Source organism: Glutamicibacter protophormiae, assembly GCF_016894325.1.
GTDB classification, from domain to species: Bacteria; Actinomycetota; Actinomycetes; order Actinomycetales; family Micrococcaceae; genus Glutamicibacter; species Glutamicibacter protophormiae.
Genome location: NZ_CP069806.1, coordinates 33,242 through 59,282 on the forward strand (window position 1 = coordinate 33,242; position 26,041 = coordinate 59,282).

Genomic DNA, 26,041 nt, shown 5'->3' on the forward strand with positions numbered 1-26,041 from the left:
GCCTAGAGCCCTCCGTCGGCGGTCGTGGACCCGCGGACCACAAGGGAGCTCGGAAGCAGCGACTGCAGCGACTGCGGCGTCTGACCGTCGATCAGCTCGCGCAACTTGAGCGCGGCCTGCTGGCCGACCTCGGTGGCATGGAGCTGGACGCTGGTGATCGACGGGTTCGAGGTGGCCGAGTACGGCAGGTCGTCGAACCCGGCGACGGCCAGGCGGTGGGGGATCCGGATGCCCAGATGCCGCGCCGCGTGCAGCACGCCGAAGGCCTGGGTGTCGGTGGCGCAGGCCAGTGCGGTCACCCCGCTGGCCTCCCAAGCGGGCCAGTTGCGGCTGAATTCGTCGGAAGCCGAGCTGACGTCGATCATCGAGCTTGCCACATTGCCCGGCAGGACCTCGATGCCGTAGCGCTCGGCCGCTTCGAGGAACGCCTGGCGGCGAACCATCAGGGTGTCGGTGCCGGTGCTGCCGTCCAGATAGGCGGCCCTGGTGTGCCCCAAGCCGGAGAAATGGGCCACGACGGCCTCGGCGCCCTGCGCCACATCCATGTTCACCGCGGGAATCGAAGGGTCGATGCCAGGCGCGTCCAGTGCCACCAGCGGAAGCGGTCCGGCCAAGTCCTCGAGGAACGCCTTGGTCGGCGCGTGAACCAGCAGCCCCGCCGGGCGCAGGCCCAGCAGGCGCCGGGTCTCGGTCGCGCTGGGGGAGAGGCCGGCATCGGTCACCGACAGCAGCAGCTGGTAGTCGTTGCCCAGCACCGAACGCACGCCGGCGATCACCTTGGCGAAAAACGGGTTGGAGATATCGGGCGCCACCAGGATGACCAGCGAGCTGACACCCTTGGCCAGCGAGCTGCCGATGCCGTCCACAAAGTAGCCGAGCTCACGGATCGCCTCTCGGACGCGTTCCTCGTTGTGCTTTGATACGCGGCCGGCGGATTTGCCGTTGGCTACCAGCGACACGGTGGCTGTCGACACCCCGGCGTGCTCGGCGACCATTGCAGCGGTCACGCGGCGCGGCGGCTGCTTGCCCGCAGTTTTTTCCCCAATGTTCATGGATCCATACTAGTGCGGATTCTGTGCTGCGACGGGCAATAGTTAAGCGTTTGACGATCATCGTCGTTGCCGGGAGAATCAAGGAAGAACCCGTAATCCATGCCGACGGCTCCCGCCCGGCGCCCAAAGGACAGCACACCATGACTCATGAGGCACCTGCCCCTCGCAAGATCATCCTCGACTGCGATCCCGGCCATGACGATGCTGTCGCGATGCTTCTGGCCCACGGCAGCCCGCTGATCGACCTGCTGGCGGTCACCACCGTGGCGGGCAACCAGACCCTGGACAAGGTCACCGCCAATGCGCTCGCAGTGGGAACCATCGCCGGAATCACCGGCGTCCCGTTCGCGGCCGGCTGCGCCCGCCCCCTGGTGCGCGACATTGAAACTGCGGGCGACGTGCACGGGGACTCGGGCATGGATGGCCCCTCCCAGCCCGAACCGAACATCGAACTCGATCCGCGCCACGCCGTGGACCTGATCATCGACACGATCATGGCCCACGAGCCCGGCGAAGTCACCCTGGTGCCCACCGGGGCCCTGACCAATATCGCACTGGCCGTGCGCAAGGAACCGCGCATCGTCCAGCGCGTGCGCGAAGTGGTGCTCATGGGCGGCGGCTACCACGTCGGCAACTGGAGCGCCGTGGCGGAGTTCAACATCAAGATCGACCCGGAGGCCGCGCATATCGTTTTCAACGAGCAGTGGCCAGTGGTCATGGTGGGCCTGGACCTGACCCACCAGGCGCTGGCCACCGAGCAGGTGGTCGAGCGCATCGAGCAGATCGGGACCGGTCCGGCCCGCTTCGTACGCGAGCTGATGGATTTCTTCGCCCAGGCCTACCGCGACAACCAAGGGTTCGACGCGCCTCCGGTGCACGACCCGTGCGCCGTGGCCTATGTGATCGACCCCAACGTCGTGCGGACCGTCAAGGCCCCGGTCGGCGTGGAGCTGCGCGGCGATCTCACCCTGGGCATGACCGTCGTGGATTTCCGCGCCCCGGCGGCAGACGACTGCCATACCTCCGTGGCGGTCGACCTGGACCACGCCGGATTCTGGAATCTGGTCATCGACGCGCTCGAGCGCATCGGGGATGTCGAGCTTCCGCAGCCCGCCTCCCGCTGACGCTGCGGGGGCTTTGCGCGGCCAATCGGCGGAGCCTATCAGTAACAGCCGACACACTGGTGATTCACTGATATGTGACTAGGGTCAATGCAATTTCTGCCATCCGTTTCATAGACTGATTTCAAAGCGATATTCATTGAAACGAAGGTTGTGAGATGGCAGTCCGAACCCCGCACCAAAACGTAGCATTTGAATCCTTCGGCACCCAGGCGCATGGATACCTTGCCCTTCCAAAATCCGGCAAGGGCCCCGGGGTCATCGTCATCCAGGAATGGTGGGGCCTGACCGGCCACATTCGCGACGTTGCAGACCGCCTGGCCGCCCGGGGCTTCGTGGCGCTGGCTCCGGACCTCTTCGGCGGAAGCATCACCCACGACGGCGAGGAAGCCGGGCGCATGATGTCCGAGCTTCCGGAGGAAAAGGGCGCCGAACTGCTGGCCGGCGCAGTCGACTTCCTGCTGTCCAGCGACAACGTCACGAGCGAAAAGCTTGGAGCCATCGGTTTCTGCATGGGCGGCGGGTTCGTCCTGCAACTGGCGGCGCAGCAGGGCGAGAAGATCGCGGCGGCCGTGCCGTTCTACGGCGTCGGCCAGGGAGTGCCCAACGACTTCAGCGGCGTGAGCGCCGCGGTCCAGGGCCACTACGCGAACTTCGACGACTTCTACCCGGTCGACCAGGCGCATGAACAGGAACAGCAGATCCGCCGCGAATCCGGGGCGGAAGTCACCTACTTCTACTACGACGGCAAACACGCCTTCCACAACGACGAAAATCCGGCCGGAAACTATGATCCGGCCCTGGCCGGCGCCGCCTGGGAGCGCGCCGTGGATTTCTTGCAGGAAAAAGTCGCCTAGAACCCATAAAGTGGTATCCATCACAGCAAGCAGCATCACTACATAAGAGGAGAAAATATGTCTGAGACCATTATTGTCGGCGTTGACGGTTCCGAAACTGCGCAGCGCGCCGCGCGCCGCGCCGCCAACCTGGCCGTCAAGCTGGACGCCGAACTGGTCGTCGTCACCGCGCACGCATCGGACAATACCGAGGTCGTCTCCATCGGATCCGACACCTGGATCCTGGATGACGCCGAGCAGGCCCGCAAGCTGGCCCAGCGCGTCGCCAACGACGTCCAGAGCGCGGTTCCGGGCGTGAACATCACCGCGGCGGCAGGCCACGGCAAGCCGGGCGACGTCCTGATCTCCGAGGCCGAGGGCCGCAATGCGTCGATGATCGTCGTCGGCAACGTGGGCATGAAGGGTCTGGGCCGCGTGCTCGGCTCCGTCGCCTCCTCGGTGGCCCACTCGGCTCCATGCGATGTGCTGGTCGTCAAGACCGACAAGTAAGCAGCAGACTTCACCCGCTGGCGGGCTCCGGAGCATTCCGGAGCCCGCCAGCGGCGCTTAACCGCAATGCCGTGGGTGAAAGACAGTAGGCTTTAAACCGTGCAAAAACTTCGAGTTTCCTACGTTGCAGGCGTCACCCCGGGCAAGTGGATGGACCGTTTCGTCGAACGCTACCCGGATGTCCAACTCGTGGCCGCGCGCCACGACGACGGCGACATCCTCCAATTGCTGGCCGAGGATGCGGCGGACGCGGTGTTCGTGCGCTACCGCGGGGACTCGCCCAAGGACGCAACCCGCCACGTCATCCCGCTGTACGAGGAGCTGGAAGTGGTCTGCGCGGCCAAGGACCACGACGTGGAGTACTACGAGGAGTCCATCCCGGCGTCGGTCGTGGAATCCTTCCCGCAGCTGGATTTGGCCGACTACCCCGAGGGCGTCGGCGGCATTCCCACCGCCATGGAAGTGGTCGCCTCCGGCGCCCAGGTGGCCCGCGTGCCGCAGAGCATCGCCCGGCTCTTCCACCGCAAGGACGTCATCTACCGCCTCATCGAAGACGGCAACCCGACCCGGATCGGCATCGCCTGGCCTGCGGCGATGGAAAACACGACCCTGGTGGATGAATTCATCGGCATCGTGCGCGGACGCAGCGCCAGCTCCTCGCGCCAGGCCTCGGTGCGCCAGGACGAGCAGCAGGCGAAGCAGGCCAACGACAAACTGAAGGCCAAAGCCAAGGCCAAGGCGCAGGAAGCCGCCAAGAAGGCAAAACAGCAGGCCAAGAGCAAAGCCCGCGCTGCAGGTTCCAAGCCGCGCAAGCGCCGATAGACACCGGCGCAATCTCCTAGGACGTGATCCGCAACTCATGAGAGAGTTTGGGTATGAAGCAATTCGATACCCTCACCCTGTCCGTCCAGGACCATGCCCTGATCCTCACCATCGACCAGCCCAAGAGCCTGAACGCGCTGGCCCGCGAGGTGGTCAACGACCTCGAGGCATTCCTCGACTGGTTTGAAACCACCGGCTACGAGTACCGCGGGCTGGTCGTCACCGGCGCGGGGGAGAAGTCCTTCGTCGCCGGCGCGAATATCGTGCAGATGAATTCCATGGACGAGGCGACCTTCCTGGCCTACGCCCGCCAGATGCACGTGGTCACCGAGCGCTTCGAATCCCTGCAGGTTCCGGTCATCGCCGCGGTCAACGGATTCGCTCTGGGCGGCGGCTGCGAACTCGCGCTGGCCTGCGACTTCATCTACGCGTCCGAGCGCGCAAGCTTCGGCCAGCCGGAAGTCAACCTGGGCCTGGTCCCGGGTTTCGGCGGCTCGGTGCGCCTGCCGCAGCGCGTGGGACGCGCCATGGCCCGCGAATTGATCTTCACCGGACGGCGCATCAAGGCCGACGAGGCGCTGCGCATCGGCCTGGCCAACCGCGTCACCGCACCGGAGGAACTGCTTCCCGCCGCCGTGGCGACCATTGCGGAAATTGCCGCGGTGTCGCCGACCGCAGTGGCCATCGCCAAGCGCGCCATGGTGCAGATGGACGGGTTGGACACCCATGATGCCCTGGCCAAGGAAGCCGACGCGTTCATGAGCGCCTTCCACACCGAGGACTCGGTGGAAGGCCGGGCCGCCTTCGTCGAAAAGCGCACGGCGGAATTCCCGGGCAAATAGCCATGCACTACGGCGCCCATCCCGACCAGTGGCTCGAGTACTACGAGCCCGAGGCCGTCACCGCCCGCGGGGCCGTGATGGTCATCCACGGCGGGTACTGGCGCGAAAAATACACCGCCAGCCTGGGCGCACCGCTGGCCGCGGACCTGGCCGCCCGCGGTATTCCGGCCTACAACCTGGAATACCGCCGCGGCCCGGGCAGTGCCGCGCGGATGCTGGCCGACGCCAAGCTGGCCGTGGGGCTCATCAAGGAATCCGGCCCCATCACGGTCATCGGGCATTCGGCCGGCGGGCAGCTGGGCTGCGTGCTCGCCGCCCATGACGAACGCATCACGCAGGTCATCAGCCAGGCCGGGTTGCTGGACCTGGGCCTGGCCCAGGCCCTGGGGCTCAGCGACGGGGCGGTGGACGAGCTGCTCGGCCCGCTGCCGCGCGCCTCCTACGACCCGGTGGAACTATGGCCGATGCGCGCCCGTGTCATAATCGTTCATGGACGGGACGACGAAGACGTACCGGTGAAAATCGCGCGGCGCGCTGCCCAGCGGGCCGCGGCCCTGGGGCAGGAGCACACCTTCTCGCTCTTCGAGGGCGACCACTACACCTGGATCGACCCGCACAGCAGCCAATGGGCCGCCTGCATCCGGGCGTTGTCCCCGGCGCACTATTAAAAGGAGCAACATGAACCCGACCGTCATCGGCGAAGCCCTCGTCGATGTTCTGGCCTCAGGCATCGCCCCGGCCCAGGAATTCGTGGGCGGATCTCCGCTGAACGTGGCGGTTTCCCTGGCCCGGCTGGGCTACCCGGGCACCCTGATTTCCCGCTGGGGCGACGACGAGAACGGTCGCAAGATCGAGTCCTACCTGGCCGGCAACGACGTGCGCTACATCGGCGGCAAGGACAGCGAGCCGACCGTGCTGGCCCATGGCATCCTGGACCCGGCCGGCGGCGCCAGCTTCACCTTCAACGCCTACTGGCAGATGCCGAAAATCGGCCCCGAGCTGCCGCAGGACACCGAGCTGGTGCACACCGGCTCCATCGCCACGCTCTTCAGCCCCGACGAGCTGCTGCCGCTGCTCCGCGCGGCCCGCGCCCACGCGACCATCAGCTACGACCCGAACCTGCGCCCCTCGCTGGTCTCCAGCCACGCGCAGACCGTCACCCAGGTGGAGCAGTTCGTTGGACAGGCCGACGTGGTCCGGGTCTCCGGCATCGACCTGAAATGGCTCTACCCCATGCGCTCGGTGCAGGACTCGGCCCGCGCTTGGCTGGCGCTGGGACCGGCGCTGATCGTGGCGACCTCCGGATCGCGCGGCTCCTGGGGCGTGGTGCGCGCCGGCGACACCGCCCATGAATCCCCGGCAGTGGAGGTTGCGGACACCGTGGGCGCCGGCGACACGTTCACCGCGGCGCTGCTGTGCTGGCTGGCCGAGCACGGCACCCTCGGCGCGGCCAACCGCGCCAAGCTGGCGGACCTGCAGGTCGAGCAGCTGGCCCAGGCGCTGGACTTCGCCTCCCGCGCCGCCTCGGTGACGGTGCAGCGCGCCGGGGCCAACCCGCCGCGCCGCGAGGAGCTGTAGGTGATCAAGCTGATTGCCTCGGACCTGGACGGAACCATCGTCAACCATGACGGTTCGATCAGCGACCGCACCCGGCAGGCGTTCCTCGCAGCCCGGGACGCGGGCATCCAGATCGTTTTCGTCACCGGACGCCCGTTCCGCTGGCTGACCCCGGTGATCGAATCCTTCGGCGAGATGGGAACCGTCATCTGCTCCAACGGAGCGCTGCTCTACGACCTGGAGCACGACCAGGTCATCTGGTCGCGCACGCTGCCGGTGGAAACCGCCCGGAAGGCCGCGCAGATCATCCTGGACCACGAACCCCACGCCGCCTTCGCGGCGGAAACCACCAAGGGGCTGCATCTGGGCGAGGGCTTCGCCGACCGCCACCACAATTTCGGCATCCAGGCTCCGCTGGACCTGTCCAGCGACACGATCGACGCCGAAGGCATCGTGAAATTCCTGGCGCGCTCACCGCGCATGCCGATGGACGACTTCTACGCCGCGGTCGCCCCGCAGCTGGACAGCCTGCTCTCCGTGACCCACTCCGCCTTCGACGTCTCGCTGCTGGAAATGGCCCACGTGGACATCCACAAGGCAACCACGCTGGACGAGTACTGCCGCCGGCTGGGCATCGGGGCGGAAGAAGTCATGGCCTTCGGCGACATGCCCAACGACATCGAGATGCTGCAGTTTGCCGGCCACGGCTACGCCATGGCGTCCGGGCACCCGCTCACGCTGGCCTCCGCCCGCTATGTCGCCCCGCCGCTGGCAGAGGACGGCGTCGCCCAGGTCATCGAGGCACTGCTGCCATGACCCGCGCCTTCACCCACCGGGGAGTGCGCACCGGGCTGGAGGAGAACACCCTCATCGCTTTCCAGCGGGCGGTGGACCTGGGTGTGGACCACCTCGAATCCGACGTGCATGCTTCCGCGGACGGCACGGTCTACCTGTTCCACGACGAGACCCTGGACCGGGTCACGACCGCGAGCGGACGCTTCAACGACTACTCGGATGCGCAGCTGGCGCAGGTCCGCGCCGGGGGCCAGCCGCTGTGCACCCTCGATATGCTGCTGGACGCCTTCCCGCACGCCCTGCTGAACCTGGACGTCAAGGACGAGCACGTCATCGGCCCGCTGGCCGAACTCATCGAACGGCGCCAGGCGCACGGCTCCATCGCCCTGGCCGCCTTCGACACCAGGCGCAGCGCCGCGGTCGCCGCGCTGCTTTCCAAGCCGGTCCGGCGCTCGCCGGGGCAGCGCGACATGGTGCTGATCTGGCTCTGCGCGCACCTCTTCGGACGTGTCCCGCACCGGCTGATCCGGGATTTCTGGGCCGTGCAGGTCCCGCTGAAGCAGGGAGTTATCCCGGTGGCCACACACCGCTTCGTGCGCGCCGTGCAGCGCGCCGGCGCGCAGGTGCACGTGTGGGTCGCCAATGACGAGCCGACCATGCGGCTGCTGGCCGCCCGCGGCGTGGACGCCATCATGAGCGACGATGCGGAGCTGCTGGTGAAGGTGCTCGGCGCGCAGGCCTAGGCCAGCGCGAGGGTATCCAGTACCAGTGCGGCGTTCTCCCTGAGCTGCTCGTCGCCGGCGTCCAGCAGCAGGCGCAGCCAGGTTTCGTGCTGCGCGAGCGGGGCCACCAGGCAGGCCGGGGCCACCAGGTCGTAGAGGTCGTCCGGGGTGCCGTAGGCGGAGAACTCGTTCAGGTAGGCCGCCAGCGCGCGCATGACCCGCTCATCCTCCACGCTGCAGTTCCAGGCCTCGGTCATCGCCGCCAGCGGCGCGGCCAGCGAGGAGAACGGGTGCGCCCAGTGGGCCGCGCCCAGGTTCAGGATGCGTCCATGCTCGCCGGGTTCGGCCGGGACCACCACCTGCGCCAGGTCGAAGCCGCCGTGCTCCAAGCTCAGCGGCACCGGGCCGGCATGCAGTGCCTGGGCCGCGCGGGAGAGCGCGTCCACGTTGGCGACCAGCGCATCGGCGCGGGCCGGGTCAAGGTACAGCGGGTGGGCGGGATCCAGCGAAACATGCAGCATCAGCGCCTGCTCGAACTGCTCGGGCAGGAACTGCGGATCCACCACGGTTACACCGGCATTGAAGAAGTCTTCCTCGTGGCCCATGAGCGCCACCTGGAAGGAGCCGAGCGAAGCCATCGCCAGTTCCCAGTTCTCCATCGAATTGCCCAGGTCGATCATGGTATGCCCGAAGTCCGGGCTGAGCATGTATCCGGCCATGCGGTCGATTGCCAACGGCATGACCACGCGGTCCGGCAGCAGTTCGCCGGCCTTCACGGTCGCGGCCGCCTCGGCGGCCAGCCCCGGGGCATTGGCGCTGAAGATCAGGTCGGCCGCGTCGGTTTGCACCAGCGCCGAGATCTGATGCAGGCTGGCAGGCCAAAAATCCGGGCCGCCAACCCGAGAAATCTTGTAGGCGCTGCACGCCTGGTCGATCCATTCGGCGGCAGCTTCACGCCAGTCATCGCTATTCCACACATCTATCCACTGAGCCACATTCTTAATCGTAGTATGCCGGGTCAAGTGCGCAATGAGTTGCTACGGTAGGAATCACGGCCAGTAATTTGCCCCTCTTTCGAAGGATTTCGATCGTGAACGCTTTTCGACCCAGCTACAGGCACCGTGATTACAAGGCCGTCCTCTTCGACCTGGATGGCGTCCTGACGCCGACGGCGCTGCTGCACCGCTCGGCCTGGCATGAACTTTTCAGCGGCTACCTCGCAGCCGAACACCCCGACCTGGCTCCCTACACCGAAGCGGACTATTTCCGCCTGCTCGATGGCCGCCCCCGCTACGACGGGGTTGCAGCGCTGCTCGGCTCGCGCGGCATCGACCTGCCCTGGGGAACCCCGGACGACGCGCCGGGCTACGGCAGCATCTGCGCCCTGGGCAACATGAAGAACAGCGTGTTCACCGCCGTGCTGGAGCGCGACGGCATCGAACCCTACGCCGGCTCCCTGGCCTACCTGCAGCAGGTGCTCGCCGCGGGCCTGGACGTCGCAGTGGTCTCCTCCTCGCGCAACGCCAAGGCCGTGCTGGCCGGATCCGGCCTCGGTGAACTGATCCCGGTGGTCATGGGCGGCACCGAGGCCGCCGCCCGCCAGCTGGCCGGAAAGCCCGAGCCGGACACCTTCCTGGCCGCCGCCCGCGACCTGGGCTGGCGCCCGGAGGAATGCGTGGTCGTCGAGGACGCCTCCAGCGGGGTCTGCGCGGCCCGGAACGGCGGCTTCATGGTGGTCGGCGTGGCCCGCGAGGACAACGAGGCCGACCTGATGGCCTCCGGCGCGCACTTCGTGGTCGGCGACCTGTCCGAACTGGTCTCGGAGGAGGCCGTCGACGCCTGGGAATACGATCCGTGGTCCATCTCCCGCGACGCCGGGCGCGACGAGAACGGCGCCCAGGACACCGTGTTCTCGCTGGGCAACGGCTTCCTGGGCTGCCGCTCCGCGCAGATCGGGCTGGGGGAGCAGGCCGGCGGGACCTTCATCAACGGGCTGCATGAGACCTGGCAGATCCGCCATGCGGAGGGCGCCTTCGGCCTGGCTGAAACCGGCCAGACCATGATCAGCGCCCCGGATTTCCGGACCCTGCGCGTGTTCATCAACGACGAGGCGCTGGAAATCGGCCGCACCGAGATGCTGCGCGACGACCTGCGCCTGGACTTCCGCGACGGCGCGCTGCTGGCCACCACGGTCTGGCGCACCGCGGAGGGCCACCGGGTCGCGGTCACCGCCCGCACCATGATCTCCTTTTCCGACCGGCACCTGGCCCTGCAGGATCTGCACGTGCGCCTGCTGGACGCCCCGGCCAACGTGATCGTGCAGTCCTCGCTGATCGGCTACCGATCCCAGCGCCCGGTGGCCTCGCCCGGGGAACTGGACGGCTCCGGCTCGGCCGCCGACCCGCGCCGTGCCGAGGAGGCCAGCGTGAACCCGCTGGTGCCGGCCGGCCACCGCCGCGACGGGGCCCGCATGGGCATCTCCTACGAGGTGGCGGGTTCCGGCATGTCGGTGGCGGCCATGGTGGAACACCAGGTCACCACCACCGGCGGCGGCTCGCCGCTGGTGGATCTCACCCGCACGGTGACCGAAGAGCGCGCCGAAGAGGTCGCCAATGCCCGGCTGGAGGCCGGCCAGGGGCTGCGTGTGGCAAAGTTCGCGGTCTTCCACTGCTCGCGCCGCCACCCGGCCGAGGAAATGCTGCAACGCGCGCACCGCGCGCTGAACCACCTGGTGCCGCGCGGCATCGATGCGCACTTCCGGGTCCAGCGCGACTTCATGGCCGCCTACTGGGAACGCAGCGATGTCACCGTGGACAGCAGCGACAAGGCGCTGCAGCGCAAGATCCGCTGGAACCTTTTCCAGCTGGCCCAGGCCTCGGCCCGCGCGGACGGCATGGGCATCAGCGCCAAGGGGGTCAGCGGCAACGGCTACTCCGGGCACTACTTCTGGGACACCGAGATCTACGTCCTGCCGTTCCTGACCTACACCAACCAGCAGTGGGCCCGGAACACGCTGCGCGCCCGCGTGGCCATGATCCCGGCGGCCAAGCGCCGTGCGCGGATCATGAACGAGGACGGCCTGCTTTTCCCGTGGCGCACCATCAATGGCGAGGAGGCCAGCGCCTACTACCCGGCGGGCACCGCGCAGTACCATATCAACGCGGATGTGGTGTATTCGCTCAACCGCTACGTCACCGCGGTGGAGGACGACGAGTTCCTGATCGCCGGGGGTGCCGAAATTCTGGTCGGCACCGCGCGCATGTGGTCCTCGCTGGGCTTCTGGCGCGGCGGCGGGGACAGCGAACGCTTCCATATCCACGGCGTCACCGGGCCTGACGAGTACACCGCCGTGGTCAACGACAACCTGTATACGAACGTCATGGCGCGCTTCAACCTGCGCCGCAGCGCGCAGCTGCTGGGAGAATTCGCGCAGCGCCATCCCAAACCTTATGCAGACCTGGCCAAACGCCTGAATCTGCAACCTGAAGAGCTTTCGAGTTGGGAACATGCCGCTTCATGCATACATATTCCGTACTCGGAACGGGTGGGAATCCATCCGCAGGACGAGCATTTCCTGAATCGCGAGGTGTGGGACCTGGAGAACACCGGAGCGGACAAGCGCCCGCTGCTGCTGCACTACCACCCGCTGGTGATCTACCGCTTCCAGGTCATCAAGCAGGCCGATACAGTGCTGGCGCTGTGGCTGCGTTCCAGCGATTTCACCGCGGAGCAGAAGCTCGCCGACTTCAATTACTACGACCCGCTGACCACTGGCGACTCGACGCTGTCCGCCACGGTGCAGTCGATCCTCGCCGCCGAGGTGGGTTACCGGGACCTTGCGTGGGAGTACTTCGAACATGCGCTGAACGTGGACCTGGAGAACCTGCACGGCAACACGGCCGACGGGGTGCACGTCGCCTCCACCGGTGGGGTCTGGGCCGCGCTGGTCTACGGTTTCGCCGGGCTGCGCGATGACGACGACAGGCTCTGCTTCGATCCCCGGCTTCCGGAGGAATGGAACTCCATGAGCTTCTCCCTGGCCTGGCACGGCACCAGCATCCGCATCACGCTGCGCCAGGACTCGGTCGACTTCACCCTGCGCGGCCCGCATTCGCGCCCGGTGTGGGTGCGCGGAGAGCAACTGGACCTGCCGGTGGATGAGACCGTCACGGTGAAGCTCGATGGCCAGGGGCCGCTGCTCGAGGGGCGCCCGACCCTGGAGCACGTGCTCTCGCTGCAGGCTGACGCCGGGGCCGAGGTGCCGATCAAGCCCTGGTGACGGTCCTAGGAATCCTGGCGCAGGTTGTTGCCCGCGGTTTCGCCGCCGTCGATGGCGATCGAGGAGCCGGAGACGAACCGTGACTCGTCGCTGGCCAGATACAGCACCAGGGAGCTGATCTCCTCGACCTGCGCCGCGCGCCCGGCCGGCACCTGGCCGAAGCCGCGCTGGAGCCCGGCGGTCAGCGGCGTCTGCACGCTGCCCGGGTGGATCGAGTTCACGCGGATGCCGTCCGGGCCGAAGTCCAGCGCCGAGGTCTTGGTCAGTCCCTGCACCGCCCACTTGGAGGCCGAATACGCGGCCCGGTTCTTGAATCCGGTCAGACCGGCGATCGACGAGATGTTGATGATGGACGAGGTGTCCTGCTTGCGCAGTTCGGGCACCGCCGCGCGCATGCCGTAGAAGGTCCCGTTCAGGTCGATGTCAAGGGTGCGGTGCCAGTCATCGAGGCTGGCGCTTTCCACCGAGCCGGGGGTGTAGATGCCCGCGTTGTTCACCAGCACGTCGAGGCGCCCGAAGGTTTCCACCGCGGTGCGCACCGCCAGTTCCCAGTCCTCCAGCTTGGTGACGTTCAGCGGCGCGAAGACCGCAGCCTGGTGTCCGGTCTGCTCGTTGATAGAGGCGGCAAGCTCGTGCCCGGCCTGCTCCTGCAGGTCGCCGATGACGACCCTCGCACCATGGCTTGCCAGCACCCGGGCGTGCGATGCCCCCATGCCCTGTGCGGCTCCCGAAATGAGGACTACTTTGCCGGCAGCGCGGCCGGTAGAAATCTGTGCATTCATGCGACTCAGGCTACGAGCCGGTGCGGCCCGCGGAACCCGATGTTCCGTTCAACGGTATATTCTGGAGCATCGCAGGCAGAGAGGCAGGTGCGTCATGGCGAACTCGCCATCCGGAGAATCGGTGATCCACCGCGTGGTGCGGATCCTGTCCGCCTTCGGCGAGGATTCCCCGGCCCTGGGCCTCCGGGAGCTCGCCCGCCTGGTCGACTTGCCGGTATCCACGGTCTACCGGCTGGTCGGCGAGCTGGAGCTGGAAGGGCTGCTGGTGCGCGACGCCGCCGGGCGGCTGCGCCACGGGCATCGGCTGTGGGAGCTGGCTTCACGCGGTTCCCGGGCCTCCTCTTTGCGCGAAGCCGCCCTACCGCCCATGGAAGACCTGATCAACCACGGGTTCAGCCATGTCTCGCTGGGTGTGCTGGAGGGCAGCGACGTGCTCTACATAGAGCGGCTGGCGGCGGATGACGCCACCGTGAACATCACCAAGATCGCCGGGCGGCTGCCGGTGCACGGTTGCTCTGCCGGCCTGGTTTTCATGGCCTACGCGCAGGAAGCGGTCCAGGAGATGTTCCTGTCCCGACGGCTGGAAAAGCTGACCGAAGACACCGTCACAGATCCGGAGAAGTTGCGTGCCATCCTGGCAGAGATCCGTGGCCGCGGTTACGTGAGCATGCGCGGCATCATCGTCCCGGAATCCAGCGGAATTTCGGTGCCAATCTTCACCGAGAAGAACCACGCGGTGGCTACCTTGTCGGCCATCGTGCCGCGCGGCGGGGAATCGCTGAACCTGATTGTTCCGCACCTGAAAATTGCCTCCAGCGCTATCACCCGCCGTCTGGGCTACGAACCCTCCGGGCGTGAAATCCAGCGCCGCAGCACGCCGTCAACCTTTTGAGTGTTTCATTCAATGGAGCAAGGTGCTCCGTTGAATGAAACACCCAGCACAACCCGTGGTGTGACCCATGTCATGATCGTCTGCATTCAAGCAATGCACCCGATCGAAGGGGATCACTTCCATGCGCATCCTGAATCCGCAGTCCCGGCAGCCGCTCTCCGGCTACGACGTCGTAGTCGTCGGCTCCGGTGCCGGAGCACTGACGACCGCGGCCACCGCCGCCAAGTCCGGCCGCTCGGTCATCGTCCTGGAAAAAAGCGCGCTGCTCGGCGGCACCTCGGCGGTTTCCGGGGGCATGCTCTGGGTGGTCGACAACCACCACGCCCGCGACGCGGGAATCGAGGATTCCAAGGAGGCGGGGCGCGAGTACGTGGAGGCGGTAGCCCGGGGACGCGGCCGCGCCGAACTCCTGGATGCAGCGCTGGACTACGGCGACGCCATGCTGCAATTCGCCGAAACCGAGCTCGGCGTGAAATTCATCTTCCTGGACAACTTCCCGGACTACCGCCAGGATCTTCCCGGCGCGGTGTCCGGAGGACGTACCGTCGAACCGGAGCTTTTCAACTTCCGCGAAGCGCTCGGAGAATTGGCCGCGCAGGTGCGCACCGACGGCCGCCATCCCTACACCATGCAGGAATACGAGGACTGGGGTGCATTTACCAAGTTCCCCTGGGATGAGCTGACCGCGCGACAGGAGTCGGGCATCGCCGCCAAGGGCCACGCGCTGATCTGCATGCTGCTCAAGGCCTGTCTGGACAACGGCGTCACGCTGGCCGTCGAGGCCGCCGTGGCCGGGCTGGAAACCAGCGGAGGAAGGGTATCCGGCGTTCGGATGCACGACGGAACCCGCATCGACGCCGCCCACGGCGTGATGCTGGGAACCGGCGGCTTCGAGTGGGACAAGCCGCTGGCCGACTCGCTGCTGGCCTCCCGCCTCTACACCATGTGCTCCCCGCCGTCGAACACCGGAGACGGGCTGAAGATGGCCCAGCGCATCGGTGCCATGACCCGCGGCACCCGCGAGGCCTGGTGGGCCCCGATGTCGGTCACCGGAACGCTGCGTGACGGAGAACCAGTGGGCTCCCTGCTGCGCTTCGAACGCCAGGGCCCGGGATCCATCATGGTCAACCGCCACGGGCAGCGCTTCGCCAACGAGGCGCAGAACTACAACGACCTGGCCCGCGTGCTGCAGTCCTGGGATTCGCCGAACAACCAGACGCTGAATACCCCGGCCCACGTCGTTTTCGACCAGTCGTACCTGCTGCGCTACGGAATCATGGAGCACCGTGCCGGAAAGCCGACCCCGGACTACCTGATCACGGCCGAGACCCTGGAGGAGTTGGCCGCGAAGATCGATGTTCCTGCCGGAAATCTGGTCGCCACCGTGGAGCGTTTCAACCAGCACGCGGTACACGGCGAGGATCCGGACTTCGGACGCGGTTCCTCGGCCTACGACCGCTACTGGGGCGATGCCGAGAACCAGTGGCCGAATCCCTCGCTGGGTCCGTTGCAGTGCGGACCGTACTACGCGATGGAAGTTCTCAACGGCGCCTTCGGAACCTGCGGCGGCATCGGCACCGACGGCCGCGGCCAGGTGCTGGACGTCGACGGGACCCCGATCGAAGGCCTGTACGCCGCCGGCAACACCGCCGAAAGCGCCTACGCCGCCGGGTATCCGGGCGCCGGAGCGACCCTCGGGCCGCTGATGACCCTGGCCTACCTGGCCGGGCGTGCGATCGCAGGTCAGCCGGCCGAGTACTCGGCACAGAACCTGAGCGCGGTGGCCCGATGATCCGCCACATCGTGATGTTCCGCTTCTCCGAGGGATTCACCCCGCAGATCCGCGAACGCTGGATCGCCGGCCTGGAAGCCATGAAGGGCAGCATTCCCGGCATGCTGAATCTGGTCCACGGGCCAGATGTCATGAAGACCGACCGCTCCTGGGACCACGTGATCGTCGCGGACTTCCACAGTGCCAGCGACATCGCCGTCTACAACACCCACCCGCTGCACGAAGCGATCAAGCCGCTGTCCCTGCCGAATGTGCTGCATCTGGCCTACGTCGATTTCGAGCTGGATTCCTCGCCTCTCCCATGCACAGCTAAGGACACACCATGAGCTCTTCACCCGACGTGGCGGCGCAGTCGCCCACCGAGCGCGGCGGATCCGTCCCGCGGCGCACCCCGGTCAAGGCCGCACTGGCCTCCTTCCTGGGCTCGACCCTGGAGTACTACGACTTCTTCATCTACGGCACCGCGGCCGCCCTGGTTTTCCCGCAGCTGTTCTTCCCGGCGGGCAACCCTGCTATCGCCACCATCGCGGCCTTCGCGACCTTTGGCGTCGCCTACGTCGCGCGTCCGCTGGGTGGACTGGTCATGGGGCACTTCGGCGACAGGCTGGGACGCAAGAACGTCCTGCTGTTCACGCTGGTGCTGATGGGCATGGCTTCGCTGGGCATCGGCCTGCTGCCGGCCTACGAGCAGATCGGGGTATGGGCCACGATCCTGCTGGTCATCGCCCGGCTGGCCCAGGGCTTCTCCGCCGGCGCCGAGTCGGCCGGGGCTTCCTCGCTGACCTTGGAACATTCCCCGGAGGGCCGCCGCGGCTTCTTCACCTCGTTTGTGATGACCGGGTACGCCTCCGGCATGGTGCTCTCCACGCTGGTGTTCATTCCGATCACCGCGCTGCCGCAAGAGCAGCTGATGAGCTGGGGCTGGCGCATCCCGTTCCTGCTTTCGGTGCTCGTGCTGGCGCTGGCGTTCTGGGTGCGGACCCGGCTGGATGAAACCCCGGCCTTCGAAGAACAGGTCGCCGAGGACGAGCCGCGCAAGCTCCCTTCGCGAGAAGTGCTGCGCTACCAGCGTTCGGATGTGCTGCGTGTGCTGCTGATGTCGGTCTTCTCGGTCATGCAGACCATCTTTACGGTTTTCGGCCTGTCCTACGCGGTGCAGCACGGCGGAATCGAGCGCACCTCGATCCTGACCGTCAATGCGGTGGCCATCGGCCTGTCGATGATCGTCATGCCGCTGTGCGGCAGGCTGTCCGACCGCATCGGGCGCCGCCCATTGATGCTGACCGCGATGATCGGCAGCACCGTAAGCCTCTACCTGTACTTCCTGGCATTGGGCACCGGGAACATCTGGCTGGTCTTCGGTGCCAGCTTCCTGTTCATGACGGTTTTCTACTCCGGATTCAACGGGGTTTGGCCCTCCTTCTTCGGCGAGCTTTTTGCCACCCCGGTGCGCTACACCGGCATGGCCATGGGCAACCAGCTGGGGCTGCTGGTCGCCGGCTTCGGCCCGATGATCGGCGGGTTGCTGCTTACGGAGGGCGAATTCGGATGGATTCCTGTCGCCGTCTTCGGCTCGATCTGCGCCCTGCTGGCCGCCGTTGCCGCCTTCTCAGCCCGCGAAACCGCCCACACGAACATTGCCGAGCTCGGCGAGCCCTATCTCCGGGCCGTCGGAGCCAAACGATAGGACCCACACATGAGTACCACCTACAACTGCGACCTGTTGATCGTCGGTTCAGGAGCGGCCGGCATGGCCGCCGCCATCCGCGCGGCCCACGACGGGCTGAAGGTAATCGTCGCGGAGAAATCCCCGCACTTCGGTGGCACCACCGCGCTGTCCGCTGGATGGTCCTGGGTTCCGGGCAACCGCAAGGGCGCTGCCTCCACTGGGGACACCCGCGCCGAAGCCGAGGAGTACCTCAAGGCGCTGGCCCCGGACACGTACAACGCCAAGGGCGTGGACAGTTTCCTGGATACCGTTCCCGAGGCCATCGACTTCTTCGAGAATCAGACCGACGTGGTCTTTTCCTACCCCGAGAAGGCGCCGGACTACCAGATGGACCTGCCCGGGGCGAAGCTGGGCGGCCGGGCGCTCCTCCCTTCCGATGCCGACGTACGCATGCTAGGGGAACGGCGCAAGGAAATTCAGCCGTACCTCAGCTCCTACACCGTCGTCGGGTACATGCCGCAGGTCGGGCCGGACCTGACCCAGTTCCTGCACGCCAACCAGTCCCCGAAGTCCTTTGCCTACGTGGCCGCCAAGCTGCTGAAAACCTGGAAGGACATCGCGCTGCACGGCCAGCCGATCAAGCGCACCAACGGTTCCGCGCTGATGGTCCGCATGGTCCGGTCCGCGCTGGATGCCGGGGTTCGGGTCTGGACCGGCACCCCGGTGCAGGAGCTGAGCACCAATGCCGAGGGTGCGGTGACCGGTGCAGTGCTCGGCGGCAAGCACGCGGGACTAGTCAACGCCAAGCTGGGTGTGGTCCTGGCCGGCGGCGGGTTCTCGGCCGATGACGAGCTGCGCCACCAGTACTTCGCCCACGACACCTTGGGCGGACAGCACTTCACCCCCACGCAGGGGCACGACGGCTCCTCGGCGCGCATGGCCCTGGCCGCCGGTGGGCGGATCAACGACGAGGTCTCCTCGGTGGCCTCCTGGGCTCCGGTCACGGTGTTCAAGCAACTGCGCGGCGGCGCGCAGCGGCTCTTCCCGCACCTGCGGCAGATCGGCCTGCCGGGCATGATCACCGTGGACCGGGACGGCAAGCGCTTCGGCAACGAGGCGCTGAGCTATCATGACTTCGGCCGCCAGATGCTGGACCACCACGCCACCGAGCAGGAGGTCTACGCCTGGATCATCGGCGACAAGCGGCTCATGGACAAGTACGGCATCGGTTACGCCAAGCCCTGGCCGGTGCCGCGCGGCTTCTTCCACCGCATAGGATTCCTGCATAAGGGCCGCAGCATCGCTGACCTCGCACAGAAGATCGGCGTGGACCCCCAGGGACTGGAGCGGACCATCGAGCGCTTCAACCGCGATGCGCTCGCCGGGAAAGACGGCGAATTCGGTCGAGGTTCCACCGCCTACAACCACTTCCGCGGCGACATGGAGCACAAGCCCAACCCGAATCTGGCCCCGCTGGCCAAGGGGCCGTTCTACGCGGCCAAGGTGCAGATGGGCGACATCGGTACGTTCGCCGGCATCGACGTGGACGACCGCTCGCGGGTCATCCGCGCCGATGGCAGTCGCATTGACGGGCTGTACTCGGTGGGCGCCGCCGCGGTCTCGGTCTTCGGCGGTGGCTACCCGGGCTACGGCTCGCATATCGGCCCGGCGCTGGTGTTCGGCTACCGGCTGGGGCGCGATATCCTGCAGCTGGCCAGCGACAACCGCGAGGTCCGCCAGCGGTGAGCGCAGGGACGGCAGTGGTCACCGGGGCGGCCACCGGCATCGGAGCCGCCACCGCGCGGCTGCTCGCCTCGCGCGGGTACTGCGTGGTCATCGGGGACATCGATGCCCGGGCCGAGGATGCCGCTGCCGGGATCCGGACCGAAGGACACCAGGCGCTGGCGGTCACCTGCGATGTCTCCGACGAGCAGTCCGTGGCAGGGCTCTTCGCGGCAGCCCGGGACCTCGGCCCGTTGCAGGTCTTGGTGGCCAACGCCGGCATCGCCGAAACCAAGGGGCCGCTGCACGAACTGGACCGTTCAGCCTGGGATCGGGTGCTGGACATCAACCTCGGAGGCACGGCGTTGAGCATGAAACATGCGCTGCGCTACATGGTTCCGGATGGCGCCGGTTCCATTGTGGCGGTCTCCTCGATCCTCGGGCTGGTCGGCCAGGCGAACTCCGCGGCGTATTCGGCGGCGAAGGCCGGGGTGGCGAACCTGGTGCGCTCGGCGGCCTTGACCTACGCCGCACAGGGGATCCGCGTCAATGCGGTGGCCCCGGGCTATGTGGACACCGAATTGCTCCGGCAGCTGCCGCCGGAAGTGCGCTCGCGGATGACGGCCCGCCAACCGTTGGGAAGGCTCGGCACCCCGCAGGAAGTCGCGAATGTCATCGGGTTCCTCGCCTCGCCGGAGGCAAGCCTGGTGACCGGCGCGGTTTGGGCCGTCGACGGCGGCTACACTGCGCGATAGCCAATAAAAATCCAAGGAGGCGGGAACTGTTGTGGGTTCCCGCCTCCTTGCTTGCGCCATCCAGCCGGCGGCTACAGCGTCATGTCCTCCAGGGTGCGCCCCTTGGTCTCGCGGACCATGAAGGCAACGAAGACCAGGGAGAGCAGGGCGAAGAACGCGTAGATGCCGTAGGCCAGGGCCAGCCCGGCTTCGGCCAGCGCCGGGAAGGTCGTGGAGACCACGAAGTTGGCGATCCACTGGGCGGAAGCGGCCACGCCCAGGGCCAGCGCGCGAATGGAATTCGGGAAGATCTCGCCCAGCAGCACCCACACCGCCGGGCCCCAGGTGGCGCCGAAGCCGATCACGAACAGGTTCGCCGCGACCAGCGCGACCATGCCCCAGGAGCCGGGCAGCGACAGCGCCCCGTCAACGGTCACTGCCTGCGCGAACGCAAGGCTCATCGCGCCCAGCGACAACGTCATGAGCCCGGAGCCGATCATCAGCAGCAGCTTGCGGCCCAGTACATCGATCAGCAGCACGGCCACGATCGTGGCCAACACGTTGATGACCGAGGTGATCAGGGAGATGGTGAAGGAATCGGATTCGGTGAAGCCCACCGACTTCCACAGCGTGGTCGAGTAGTAGAAGATGACGTTGATGCCCACGAACTGCTGGAAGACCGAGAGCAGGATGCCCACCCATACCAGCGGGTGGAACCCGAAGCGGCCCAGCAGGTCCTTGAACTGCTGGCGGCGCTCGACGTGGACCGTGGCGCGGATTTCCTCGATCTTGTCCTCGGTCGGCTTGCCCGGCTCCAGTCCCATGTCGCGCGTCAGGACCGTGGCCGCTTCGACGTAGCGCCCGCGCTCCACCAGGTAGCGCGGGGATTCGGGCAGGCGCAGGGCCATCAGTCCGTAGATGACCGCGGGCACGGCCAGCGACAGGTACATCCAGCGCCAGGCCGCCAGCCCGAACAGGCCCACCGCGTCGGCCGAGCCCATCACGAACACCAGCAGCGCGCTGACCAGGAAGGCCACGAAGATGCCCAGCACGATGGCCATCTGCTGCATGGAGCCCAGTCGACCGCGGTGGCCTGCGGGGGAGATCTCCGCGATGTAGGCCGGGGCGATGACCGATGCGAAGCCCACGCCGATGCCGCCGACGATGCGCCAGATGATCAGGTCGACGGCGCTGAAGCACAGCCCGCAGCCGATGGCGGAGACCAGCAGCAGGCAGGCGGCGATCAGCATGGTGCGCACGCGTCCTACGCGCTCGGAGACCACGCCGGCCACCCAGGCACCCAGGGCTGCGCCGAGCAGCGCGCAGGACACGGTGAAGCCGACGGCCACCGCGTTGAGCGCGAACTCGTGCTCCACGGAGTCCACCGTGCCGTTCACGATCGAGGAGTCGTAGCCGAAGACGAAACCGCCCAACGCCGCCCCGAGGGCGATGAAAATCAGGCGTGCAGAGATCTTTCCGTCAGATGTGGTCGCAGTCATAGTTGCCCATCGTAGCGGAGTAATGGCTCCGCGTCACTTTTTGGAAGGCATCCTTACTATAAGTTTGGCCCGGCGGCTTAAATGGCCGCGGCGGCCGGCTTCCCCGTGGGGATGCCGGCCGCCGCAGCGCTGAAAAAGTGAAAACTAGGCGCTGGTCTGGGACAGGTCGTTCCCGCGCAGCTTCGCCGCGATGCTCATCAGGTGGAAGACCACCAGGGTGGCTATGGTTCCCAGCGCAATGCCGCCCAGCTGGAACTGCCCGAAAGTGATCTCGCTGGTCACCGCGATGGCGATGATCAGGCCGGTTCCCGCGGTCATCAGGTTGATCGGATTGCCGAAGTCCACCTTGGACTCGATCCACAGACGCGCGCCCACGATGCCGATCATGCCGTAGAGCACGATGCCCAGCCCGCCGATCACGCCTTCCGGGATGGTGCCGATCAGCGCACCCACCTTCGGCATGAAGGCCAGGGCCATCGCGGCGATCGCCGCGACCCAGTAGGCGGCCGTGGAGTACACGCGGGAGGCGGCCATGACGCCGATGTTCTCCGCGTAGGTGGTCGTGGCCGAGCCGCCGCCGAATCCCGCCACCATGCTGGCGGCGCCGTCGGCCATCAGCGCGCGGCCATTGAAGGCTGACAGGTCGCGGCCTGTCATCACGCCCACGGTGCGCACATGGCCGATGTTCTCCGCGATCAGCACGAAGACCGCCGGCAGGAACATCAGCGCGGTGTCCAGATGGAAGCTCGGGGTGTTGAAGACGGGCAGGCCGAGCCAGTCGGCATCGGCCAGCCCGGAGAAGTCCACCTGTCCCTGGGCCAGCGCGATCAGGTAGCCGACCACCAGGCCGACTAGGATCGACAACCGTCCCAGCAGCCCCTTGAACAGCACGGTGGCCAGCACCGTGGCGATCACTGTCAGGAAGGTGGTGGCCGGAAAGTCCTGCATCGGCTTGAGTGTGGCGCCGGCCAGATTCAGGCCGATCAGCGCCACGATGGTGCCCATGACCACCGGCGGCATCAGCGCGTGGATCCAGCCGGTGCCGGTCTTCTGCACCACCACGCCCACCAGGAACAGCAGCGCGCCGGTCATCACGATGCCGCCCAGCGCCGCGGACATGTCGTGGGCCTTGGTGGTGGCCACCACCGGGGCGATCAGCGCAAAGGAGGACCCCAGGTAGCTGGGCACCTTGTTCCGGGTGATCAGCAGGAACAGGATGGTCGCCACACCCGTGAAGAGCAGGGTCGTGGTGACCGGGAACCCGGTGATGGTCGGGACCAGGATACTGGAGCCGAACATCGCCAGGATGTGCTGCGTGCCGATGGAGATGGTCTGCGGCCAGTGCAGCCGCTCATCCGGGGCAACGACTTCACCGGGGGTGATCGTCTTGCCGTTGCCGTGAATGCTCCAACTCATGCAGTTCCTCCAGACTCTGCGGCCTTAACGCGTTTTAGGCCGTAGAGAATTCTACGCTCTCGGCATGGGCCTGCGCGAAAAAGGCCAGCTCATGTTCCGAAGACCGCAGGAATGCCTGGCGCATCCGTTCGCGCTGCCCGGCATCGGCCAGCATCCAGGCATCACGCACCATCTCGATGGCCTGCGCGGTGGATGCGTCGAATTCCTCCGAGGCGTAGGTCTGCAGCCAGTCGCCGTAGGGATGCCCCTCGTGGTTGGCCGCGGCCAGGCGCTTGCCGATGTCCTGGTACAGCCAGTAGCGCGGCAGGATCGCGGCGATCAGCTCCGGATAGCTGGTGTTGCACGAGGCCAGGTGGTTCACGTAGTTCAAGGTGGTGGCCGACGGATTCGCCAGCCCCTCCACCAGGCGGCTGCGGTGCAGCTGCAGCTCGCCCTCCAGGATCTCCCCGGCGCCCCTGGCCCAGAAACGCTGGGAATCCAGCTCCGGGGCCAGCGCGCTGGCCTGCGCGAGCACCTGCGCATAGCGCTGCAGGTACAGCGCGTCCTGCGCCAGGTAGTATTCGAACTTCTCGCGCTCCAGGGTGCCGTCGGCCAGCTGCACGATGAATGCCAACTCGTCGATGCCCGAGCGCAGCGGAGCGATGTCCTCCCACCAGGCGGCCATCGGATCCGCGGCACCGAAGAAGTCGACGAAGTGGTGCACCGGGCCGTGCCCGGAGCCCACCTGCAGCTGATCCGCGGCGCCGATGGCGCGGTCCAGGTACCCCTTGGCCTGCTCCAGCGCCGCGGCCCAGTCGCCGGTCGCGGCAAAACGGGTGGCCAGCGCGCTGGACAAGGTGCAGCCGGTGCCGTGGGTGTTCTTGGTGGCATGGCGCCGGGAGGTGAATTCTGCCAGCACCCCGGCGGCGGAGACCAGCGCGTCCGGGCATTGCGCCCCGGACAGGTGCCCGCCCTTGGCCAGCACCAGCACGTCGTGGGCCGCGGCCAGGCGCTGCGCCTGATCCAGGGCGCTCGACCAGTCCTGCGCGGCGGCAACGCCGAGCAGCGCGCCGAGCTCGGCGGTGTTCGGGGTGATGACCGTGGCGCGGGCCAGCAGCGGGTGCAGCGCGGCGGCGTCTTCCAGCAGGGCATCGCCGCTGGTCGCCACCATGACCGGATCCAGCACCACCGGGACGCTGACGGCATCCAGCCAGGCGGCCACCGCGTCGATGATCTCCTGGTTGGCGAGCATGCCGATCTTCACCGCGTCGATGCGTACATCCGCGCTGATCGCTTCGAGCTGCGCGGTGACGAAGTCCGCGCCGATGGCCTGCACGCCGCTGACCCCGAGGGTGTTCTGCGCGGTCAGCGCCGCGATCACTGCCATGCCGTAGCCGCCGTTGGCGGCGATGGTCTTCAGGTCAGCCTGGATGCCGGCGCCGCCGGACGGGTCGGAACCAGCAATGGAAAGGATGTTCACTTCGCCGCCTCCCATGCGGAGACCAGCTGGGCGCTGGCGGTGCGCGGATCAGCGGACTGGCAGACCGGCCGCACCACGGCCAGCCCGGCGCCGCCCCCGGCGCGGATGGCGGCGGCGTCGTCGGCGGTCACCGCTCCGATGGCCACGCACGGCAGCTCGGTCCACCCGGTGCGCTCCGCGAAGCCGTCCAGGCCCAGCGGGGTGGGGTGGTCCTTCTTGGTCGGGGTGGCGCGCACGGCACCCACCCCCAGGTAGTCGATGAACTCGGCATCGCGATTGGCCTGGGCGATCTGCTCCTCGGTGGAGGCGCTCAGCCCGATGATGCCCTCGCCGAGCAGCTGGCGGGCCAGATGCACCGGCACATCCTTCTGCCCGATGTGGATGCCGGTCACCGCGGCCCCCGCGGCGCGCGCGGCCAGGAACACGTCGATGCGGTCGTTGACCAGCAGCTCGGCCTTGCCTTCGGTCAGCTTCGCGGCGGCGAGCGTCAGCTCGAAGAACTCGCGCGCGCTTTCCTCCTTGGCGCGCAGCTGGATCCACTGGATTCCGCCGGCCACGGCTGCTTCGATCACCTCAAGGGTGCTGTGCGGGGTGCAGCTGTCGGTGTTGGCCACCAGGTAGGCTCCGAGTTCACGCATGGGTCGTCTCCTCACAGTTCAGGCTCTCAAGTGCGGCGGGCTCGACGGCCGCCAGGGAATCAAGGAAGGCCACGGCAAAGCTGCCCGGCCCGGAGCTGGCGGCCAGCGCCTTTTCGGCGGCCAGGCCGTAGTATCCGTGGGCCGCCACGGCGGCTTCGAACGGGTCCTCGTGCACCGCGAGCATGCCTGCGCATACCGCGCCCAGGGCGCAGCCGCCGCCGGTGATGCGGGTCAGGCCGATGCCGTTGGTGTGCACCAGCACGGTGCGCTGCGCGTCGATGACAGCATCCGCCTCGCCGGAGATCGCGACCACCGAACCGTATTTCACTGCCAGCTCGCGCCCGGCGGCGATGGCTTCCTGCACGCTGTCCAGCGAGTCCACACCTCGGCCGGAGGATTCCCAGCCGGCCAGCGCCATAATTTCCGAGGCGTTGCCGCGGATCAGCGTGGGGCGCCGGGCAACGATGCGCTGGGCGAATTCGGTGCGCACCGGCAGCGCACCGACGGCCACCGGGTCAAGCACCCAGGGGGTGCCTGCGGCGCTCGCCGACTCGACGGCTTCTTCCATGGCACGCAGCTGTTCGGTGGTGGGCGTGCCCAGATTGACCAGCATGGCCGAGGCGGCCGCGGCGAACGGCCCGGCTTCCCCGGGCAGGTCCGTCATGGCCGGGGCCGCGCCGGAAGCCAGCAGCACGTTGGCGGTGAAATTGGTAACCACGGTGTTCGTCAGGCAGAACACCAAGGGGGATTGTTCCCGGTAATTGCGGGCAACAATAGGCAGAGTCATGCGACATCCCTCCGCTAGCTTGACCTAGTTCAGGTTCAACGGGTCTCATCTCAGTCGGCTTCTCCGACACCCCGTGTCACTGATCCCGAGGGTACGCAGATAACCGCGCGAGGAC

The 26,041-nt window shown here is 67.2% G+C and carries 24 protein-coding genes and 1 riboswitch; of the genes, 16 read left to right on the top strand and 8 right to left on the bottom strand.

Annotation, left to right across the window (positions count from 1 at the left end; genetic code table 11):
• Window positions 1-2 precede the first annotated feature (2 nt).
• Window positions 3-1,052, bottom strand: a complete 1,050-nt coding sequence (locus tag JQN66_RS00185; protein WP_204676170.1) for a LacI family DNA-binding transcriptional regulator — start codon at window positions 1,050-1,052, stop codon at window positions 3-5.
• A 140-nt stretch (window positions 1,053-1,192) separates the two neighbouring features.
• On the opposite strand from JQN66_RS00185, the gene uriH reads away from it, so the two are divergent.
• The 9 genes from uriH to JQN66_RS00230 all read left to right on the top strand — a co-directional run bounded on the left by uriH (window position 1,193) and on the right by JQN66_RS00230 (window position 8,278).
• On the top strand, window positions 1,193-2,176 hold the full coding sequence (gene uriH, locus JQN66_RS00190; RefSeq protein ID WP_204676171.1) for a uridine-preferring nucleoside hydrolase UriH: 984 nt from the start codon (window positions 1,193-1,195) through the stop codon (window positions 2,174-2,176).
• Between the two features lie 155 nt (window positions 2,177-2,331).
• Window positions 2,332-3,030, top strand: a complete 699-nt coding sequence (locus JQN66_RS00195) for a dienelactone hydrolase family protein (RefSeq protein WP_204676172.1) — start codon at window positions 2,332-2,334, stop codon at window positions 3,028-3,030.
• A gap of 57 nt (window positions 3,031-3,087) precedes the next feature.
• Complete coding sequence (locus JQN66_RS00200; protein ID WP_204676173.1) at window positions 3,088-3,519, top strand: universal stress protein; 432 nt, start codon at window positions 3,088-3,090, stop codon at window positions 3,517-3,519.
• Between the two features lie 99 nt (window positions 3,520-3,618).
• The gene (locus tag JQN66_RS00205; protein ID WP_204676174.1) at window positions 3,619-4,341 is read left to right on the top strand and encodes a LysR family transcriptional regulator substrate-binding protein; all 723 of its coding nucleotides are present in this window, start codon (window positions 3,619-3,621) and stop codon (window positions 4,339-4,341) included.
• Between the two features lie 53 nt (window positions 4,342-4,394).
• Window positions 4,395-5,183, top strand: a complete 789-nt coding sequence (locus JQN66_RS00210; RefSeq protein WP_204676175.1) for an enoyl-CoA hydratase/isomerase family protein — start codon at window positions 4,395-4,397, stop codon at window positions 5,181-5,183.
• A 2-nt stretch (window positions 5,184-5,185) separates the two neighbouring features.
• Window positions 5,186-5,851, top strand: coding sequence for an alpha/beta hydrolase (locus JQN66_RS00215; RefSeq protein ID WP_204676176.1), 666 nt, complete (start codon window positions 5,186-5,188; stop codon window positions 5,849-5,851).
• Between the two features lie 10 nt (window positions 5,852-5,861).
• Entirely contained in the window at window positions 5,862-6,761 is a 900-nt protein-coding gene (locus tag JQN66_RS00220) for a carbohydrate kinase family protein (protein WP_188949263.1), read from the top strand.
• A complete protein-coding gene (locus JQN66_RS00225; protein ID WP_188949262.1) occupies window positions 6,762-7,556 on the top strand; it encodes an HAD family hydrolase in 795 nt (264 codons plus the stop codon).
• Window positions 7,553-8,278: a glycerophosphodiester phosphodiesterase family protein gene (locus tag JQN66_RS00230; RefSeq protein WP_204676177.1), complete on the top strand. Its 726-nt coding sequence runs from the start codon at window positions 7,553-7,555 to the stop codon at window positions 8,276-8,278. Before JQN66_RS00225 ends, JQN66_RS00230 begins: the two co-directional genes overlap by 4 nt.
• Here the strand turns inward: JQN66_RS00230 and JQN66_RS00235 are convergent.
• Window positions 8,275-9,234: a hypothetical protein gene (locus JQN66_RS00235; RefSeq protein ID WP_204676178.1), complete on the bottom strand. Its 960-nt coding sequence runs from the start codon at window positions 9,232-9,234 to the stop codon at window positions 8,275-8,277. The two genes, JQN66_RS00230 and JQN66_RS00235, sit on opposite strands and share 4 nt — an antisense overlap.
• Window positions 9,235-9,347: 113 nt before the next feature.
• Here JQN66_RS00235 and JQN66_RS00240 point away from each other — a divergent pair, with 113 nt between their 5' ends.
• Window positions 9,348-12,536, top strand: coding sequence for an HAD-IA family hydrolase (locus JQN66_RS00240; protein ID WP_204676179.1), 3,189 nt, complete (start codon window positions 9,348-9,350; stop codon window positions 12,534-12,536).
• Between the two features lie 5 nt (window positions 12,537-12,541).
• Here JQN66_RS00240 and chcB1 read toward each other — a convergent pair whose 3' ends face one another.
• On the bottom strand, window positions 12,542-13,318 hold the full coding sequence (chcB1, locus tag JQN66_RS00245; RefSeq protein ID WP_204676180.1) for a trans-4-hydroxycyclohexanecarboxylate dehydrogenase: 777 nt from the start codon (window positions 13,316-13,318) through the stop codon (window positions 12,542-12,544).
• Window positions 13,319-13,412: 94 nt separating this feature from the next.
• On the opposite strand from chcB1, the gene JQN66_RS00250 reads away from it, so the two are divergent.
• The 6 genes from JQN66_RS00250 to chcB2 all read left to right on the top strand — a co-directional run bounded on the left by JQN66_RS00250 (window position 13,413) and on the right by chcB2 (window position 20,148).
• Window positions 13,413-14,210 carry an IclR family transcriptional regulator gene (locus tag JQN66_RS00250; protein ID WP_204676181.1) on the top strand — a complete coding sequence of 266 codons (798 nt, stop codon included), beginning with the start codon at window positions 13,413-13,415 and terminating at the stop codon, window positions 14,208-14,210.
• Between the two features lie 121 nt (window positions 14,211-14,331).
• Entirely contained in the window at window positions 14,332-16,002 is a 1,671-nt protein-coding gene (gene chcC1 / locus JQN66_RS00255) for a 4-oxocyclohexanecarboxylate 2-dehydrogenase (protein WP_204676182.1), read from the top strand.
• Window positions 15,999-16,328: a Dabb family protein gene (locus tag JQN66_RS00260; RefSeq protein WP_204676183.1), complete on the top strand. Its 330-nt coding sequence runs from the start codon at window positions 15,999-16,001 to the stop codon at window positions 16,326-16,328. The genes chcC1 and JQN66_RS00260 overlap by 4 nt, the downstream gene beginning before the upstream one ends.
• On the top strand, window positions 16,325-17,689 hold the full coding sequence (locus JQN66_RS00265) for an MFS transporter (RefSeq protein WP_204676184.1): 1,365 nt from the start codon (window positions 16,325-16,327) through the stop codon (window positions 17,687-17,689). The genes JQN66_RS00260 and JQN66_RS00265 overlap by 4 nt, the downstream gene beginning before the upstream one ends.
• A 9-nt stretch (window positions 17,690-17,698) precedes the next feature.
• A complete protein-coding gene (gene chcC2 / locus JQN66_RS00270) occupies window positions 17,699-19,417 on the top strand; it encodes a 4-oxocyclohex-2-ene-1-carboxylate 5-dehydrogenase (protein WP_204676185.1) in 1,719 nt (572 codons plus the stop codon).
• A complete protein-coding gene (gene chcB2 / locus JQN66_RS00275; RefSeq protein WP_204676186.1) occupies window positions 19,414-20,148 on the top strand; it encodes a cis-4-hydroxycyclohexanecarboxylate dehydrogenase in 735 nt (244 codons plus the stop codon). Before chcC2 ends, chcB2 begins: the two co-directional genes overlap by 4 nt.
• 71 nt (window positions 20,149-20,219) lie before the next feature.
• Here the strand turns inward: chcB2 and JQN66_RS00280 are convergent, their stop codons facing one another.
• The 5 genes from JQN66_RS00280 to thiM form a co-directional block, all read right to left on the bottom strand.
• Window positions 20,220-21,626, bottom strand: a complete 1,407-nt coding sequence (locus JQN66_RS00280; protein WP_204676187.1) for a sugar porter family MFS transporter — start codon at window positions 21,624-21,626, stop codon at window positions 20,220-20,222.
• A 144-nt stretch (window positions 21,627-21,770) separates the two neighbouring features.
• Entirely contained in the window at window positions 21,771-23,042 is a 1,272-nt protein-coding gene (locus JQN66_RS00285) for a uracil-xanthine permease family protein (protein WP_204676188.1), read from the bottom strand.
• A 34-nt stretch (window positions 23,043-23,076) separates the two neighbouring features.
• A complete protein-coding gene (gene thiD, locus JQN66_RS00290; RefSeq protein WP_239464084.1) occupies window positions 23,077-24,501 on the bottom strand; it encodes a bifunctional hydroxymethylpyrimidine kinase/phosphomethylpyrimidine kinase in 1,425 nt (474 codons plus the stop codon).
• Entirely contained in the window at window positions 24,498-25,139 is a 642-nt protein-coding gene (gene thiE, locus JQN66_RS00295; protein ID WP_204676190.1) for a thiamine phosphate synthase, read from the bottom strand. The genes thiD and thiE overlap by 4 nt, the downstream gene beginning before the upstream one ends.
• Entirely contained in the window at window positions 25,132-25,926 is a 795-nt protein-coding gene (gene thiM / locus JQN66_RS00300) for a hydroxyethylthiazole kinase (protein WP_204676191.1), read from the bottom strand. Before thiM ends, thiE begins: the two co-directional genes overlap by 8 nt.
• A riboswitch (TPP riboswitch) is annotated at window positions 25,916-26,010 on the bottom strand. (Overlaps the previous gene by 11 nt.)
• Between the last annotated feature and the right edge of the window lie 31 nt (window positions 26,011-26,041).

What these genes read in the sequence shown, in the direction of transcription:
- JQN66_RS00185 (WP_204676170.1), bottom strand. Translation starts at nt 1,052, where the DNA reads ATGAACATTGGGGAAAAAACTGCGGGCAAGCAGCCGCCGCGCCGCGTG.
- uriH (WP_204676171.1), top strand. Translation starts at nt 1,193, where the DNA reads ATGACTCATGAGGCACCTGCCCCTCGCAAGATCATCCTCGACTGCGAT.
- JQN66_RS00195 (WP_204676172.1), top strand. Translation starts at nt 2,332, where the DNA reads ATGGCAGTCCGAACCCCGCACCAAAACGTAGCATTTGAATCCTTCGGC.
- JQN66_RS00200 (WP_204676173.1), top strand. Translation starts at nt 3,088, where the DNA reads ATGTCTGAGACCATTATTGTCGGCGTTGACGGTTCCGAAACTGCGCAG.
- JQN66_RS00210 (WP_204676175.1), top strand. Translation starts at nt 4,395, where the DNA reads ATGAAGCAATTCGATACCCTCACCCTGTCCGTCCAGGACCATGCCCTG.
- JQN66_RS00215 (WP_204676176.1), top strand. Translation starts at nt 5,186, where the DNA reads ATGCACTACGGCGCCCATCCCGACCAGTGGCTCGAGTACTACGAGCCC.
- JQN66_RS00220 (WP_188949263.1), top strand. Translation starts at nt 5,862, where the DNA reads ATGAACCCGACCGTCATCGGCGAAGCCCTCGTCGATGTTCTGGCCTCA.
- JQN66_RS00230 (WP_204676177.1), top strand. Translation starts at nt 7,553, where the DNA reads ATGACCCGCGCCTTCACCCACCGGGGAGTGCGCACCGGGCTGGAGGAG.
- chcB1 (WP_204676180.1), bottom strand. Translation starts at nt 13,318, where the DNA reads ATGAATGCACAGATTTCTACCGGCCGCGCTGCCGGCAAAGTAGTCCTC.
- JQN66_RS00250 (WP_204676181.1), top strand. Translation starts at nt 13,413, where the DNA reads ATGGCGAACTCGCCATCCGGAGAATCGGTGATCCACCGCGTGGTGCGG.
- chcC1 (WP_204676182.1), top strand. Translation starts at nt 14,332, where the DNA reads ATGCGCATCCTGAATCCGCAGTCCCGGCAGCCGCTCTCCGGCTACGAC.
- JQN66_RS00260 (WP_204676183.1), top strand. Translation starts at nt 15,999, where the DNA reads ATGATCCGCCACATCGTGATGTTCCGCTTCTCCGAGGGATTCACCCCG.
- JQN66_RS00265 (WP_204676184.1), top strand. Translation starts at nt 16,325, where the DNA reads ATGAGCTCTTCACCCGACGTGGCGGCGCAGTCGCCCACCGAGCGCGGC.
- chcC2 (WP_204676185.1), top strand. Translation starts at nt 17,699, where the DNA reads ATGAGTACCACCTACAACTGCGACCTGTTGATCGTCGGTTCAGGAGCG.
- JQN66_RS00280 (WP_204676187.1), bottom strand. Translation starts at nt 21,626, where the DNA reads ATGACTGCGACCACATCTGACGGAAAGATCTCTGCACGCCTGATTTTC.
- JQN66_RS00285 (WP_204676188.1), bottom strand. Translation starts at nt 23,042, where the DNA reads ATGAGTTGGAGCATTCACGGCAACGGCAAGACGATCACCCCCGGTGAA.
- thiE (WP_204676190.1), bottom strand. Translation starts at nt 25,139, where the DNA reads ATGCGTGAACTCGGAGCCTACCTGGTGGCCAACACCGACAGCTGCACC.
- thiM (WP_204676191.1), bottom strand. Translation starts at nt 25,926, where the DNA reads ATGACTCTGCCTATTGTTGCCCGCAATTACCGGGAACAATCCCCCTTG.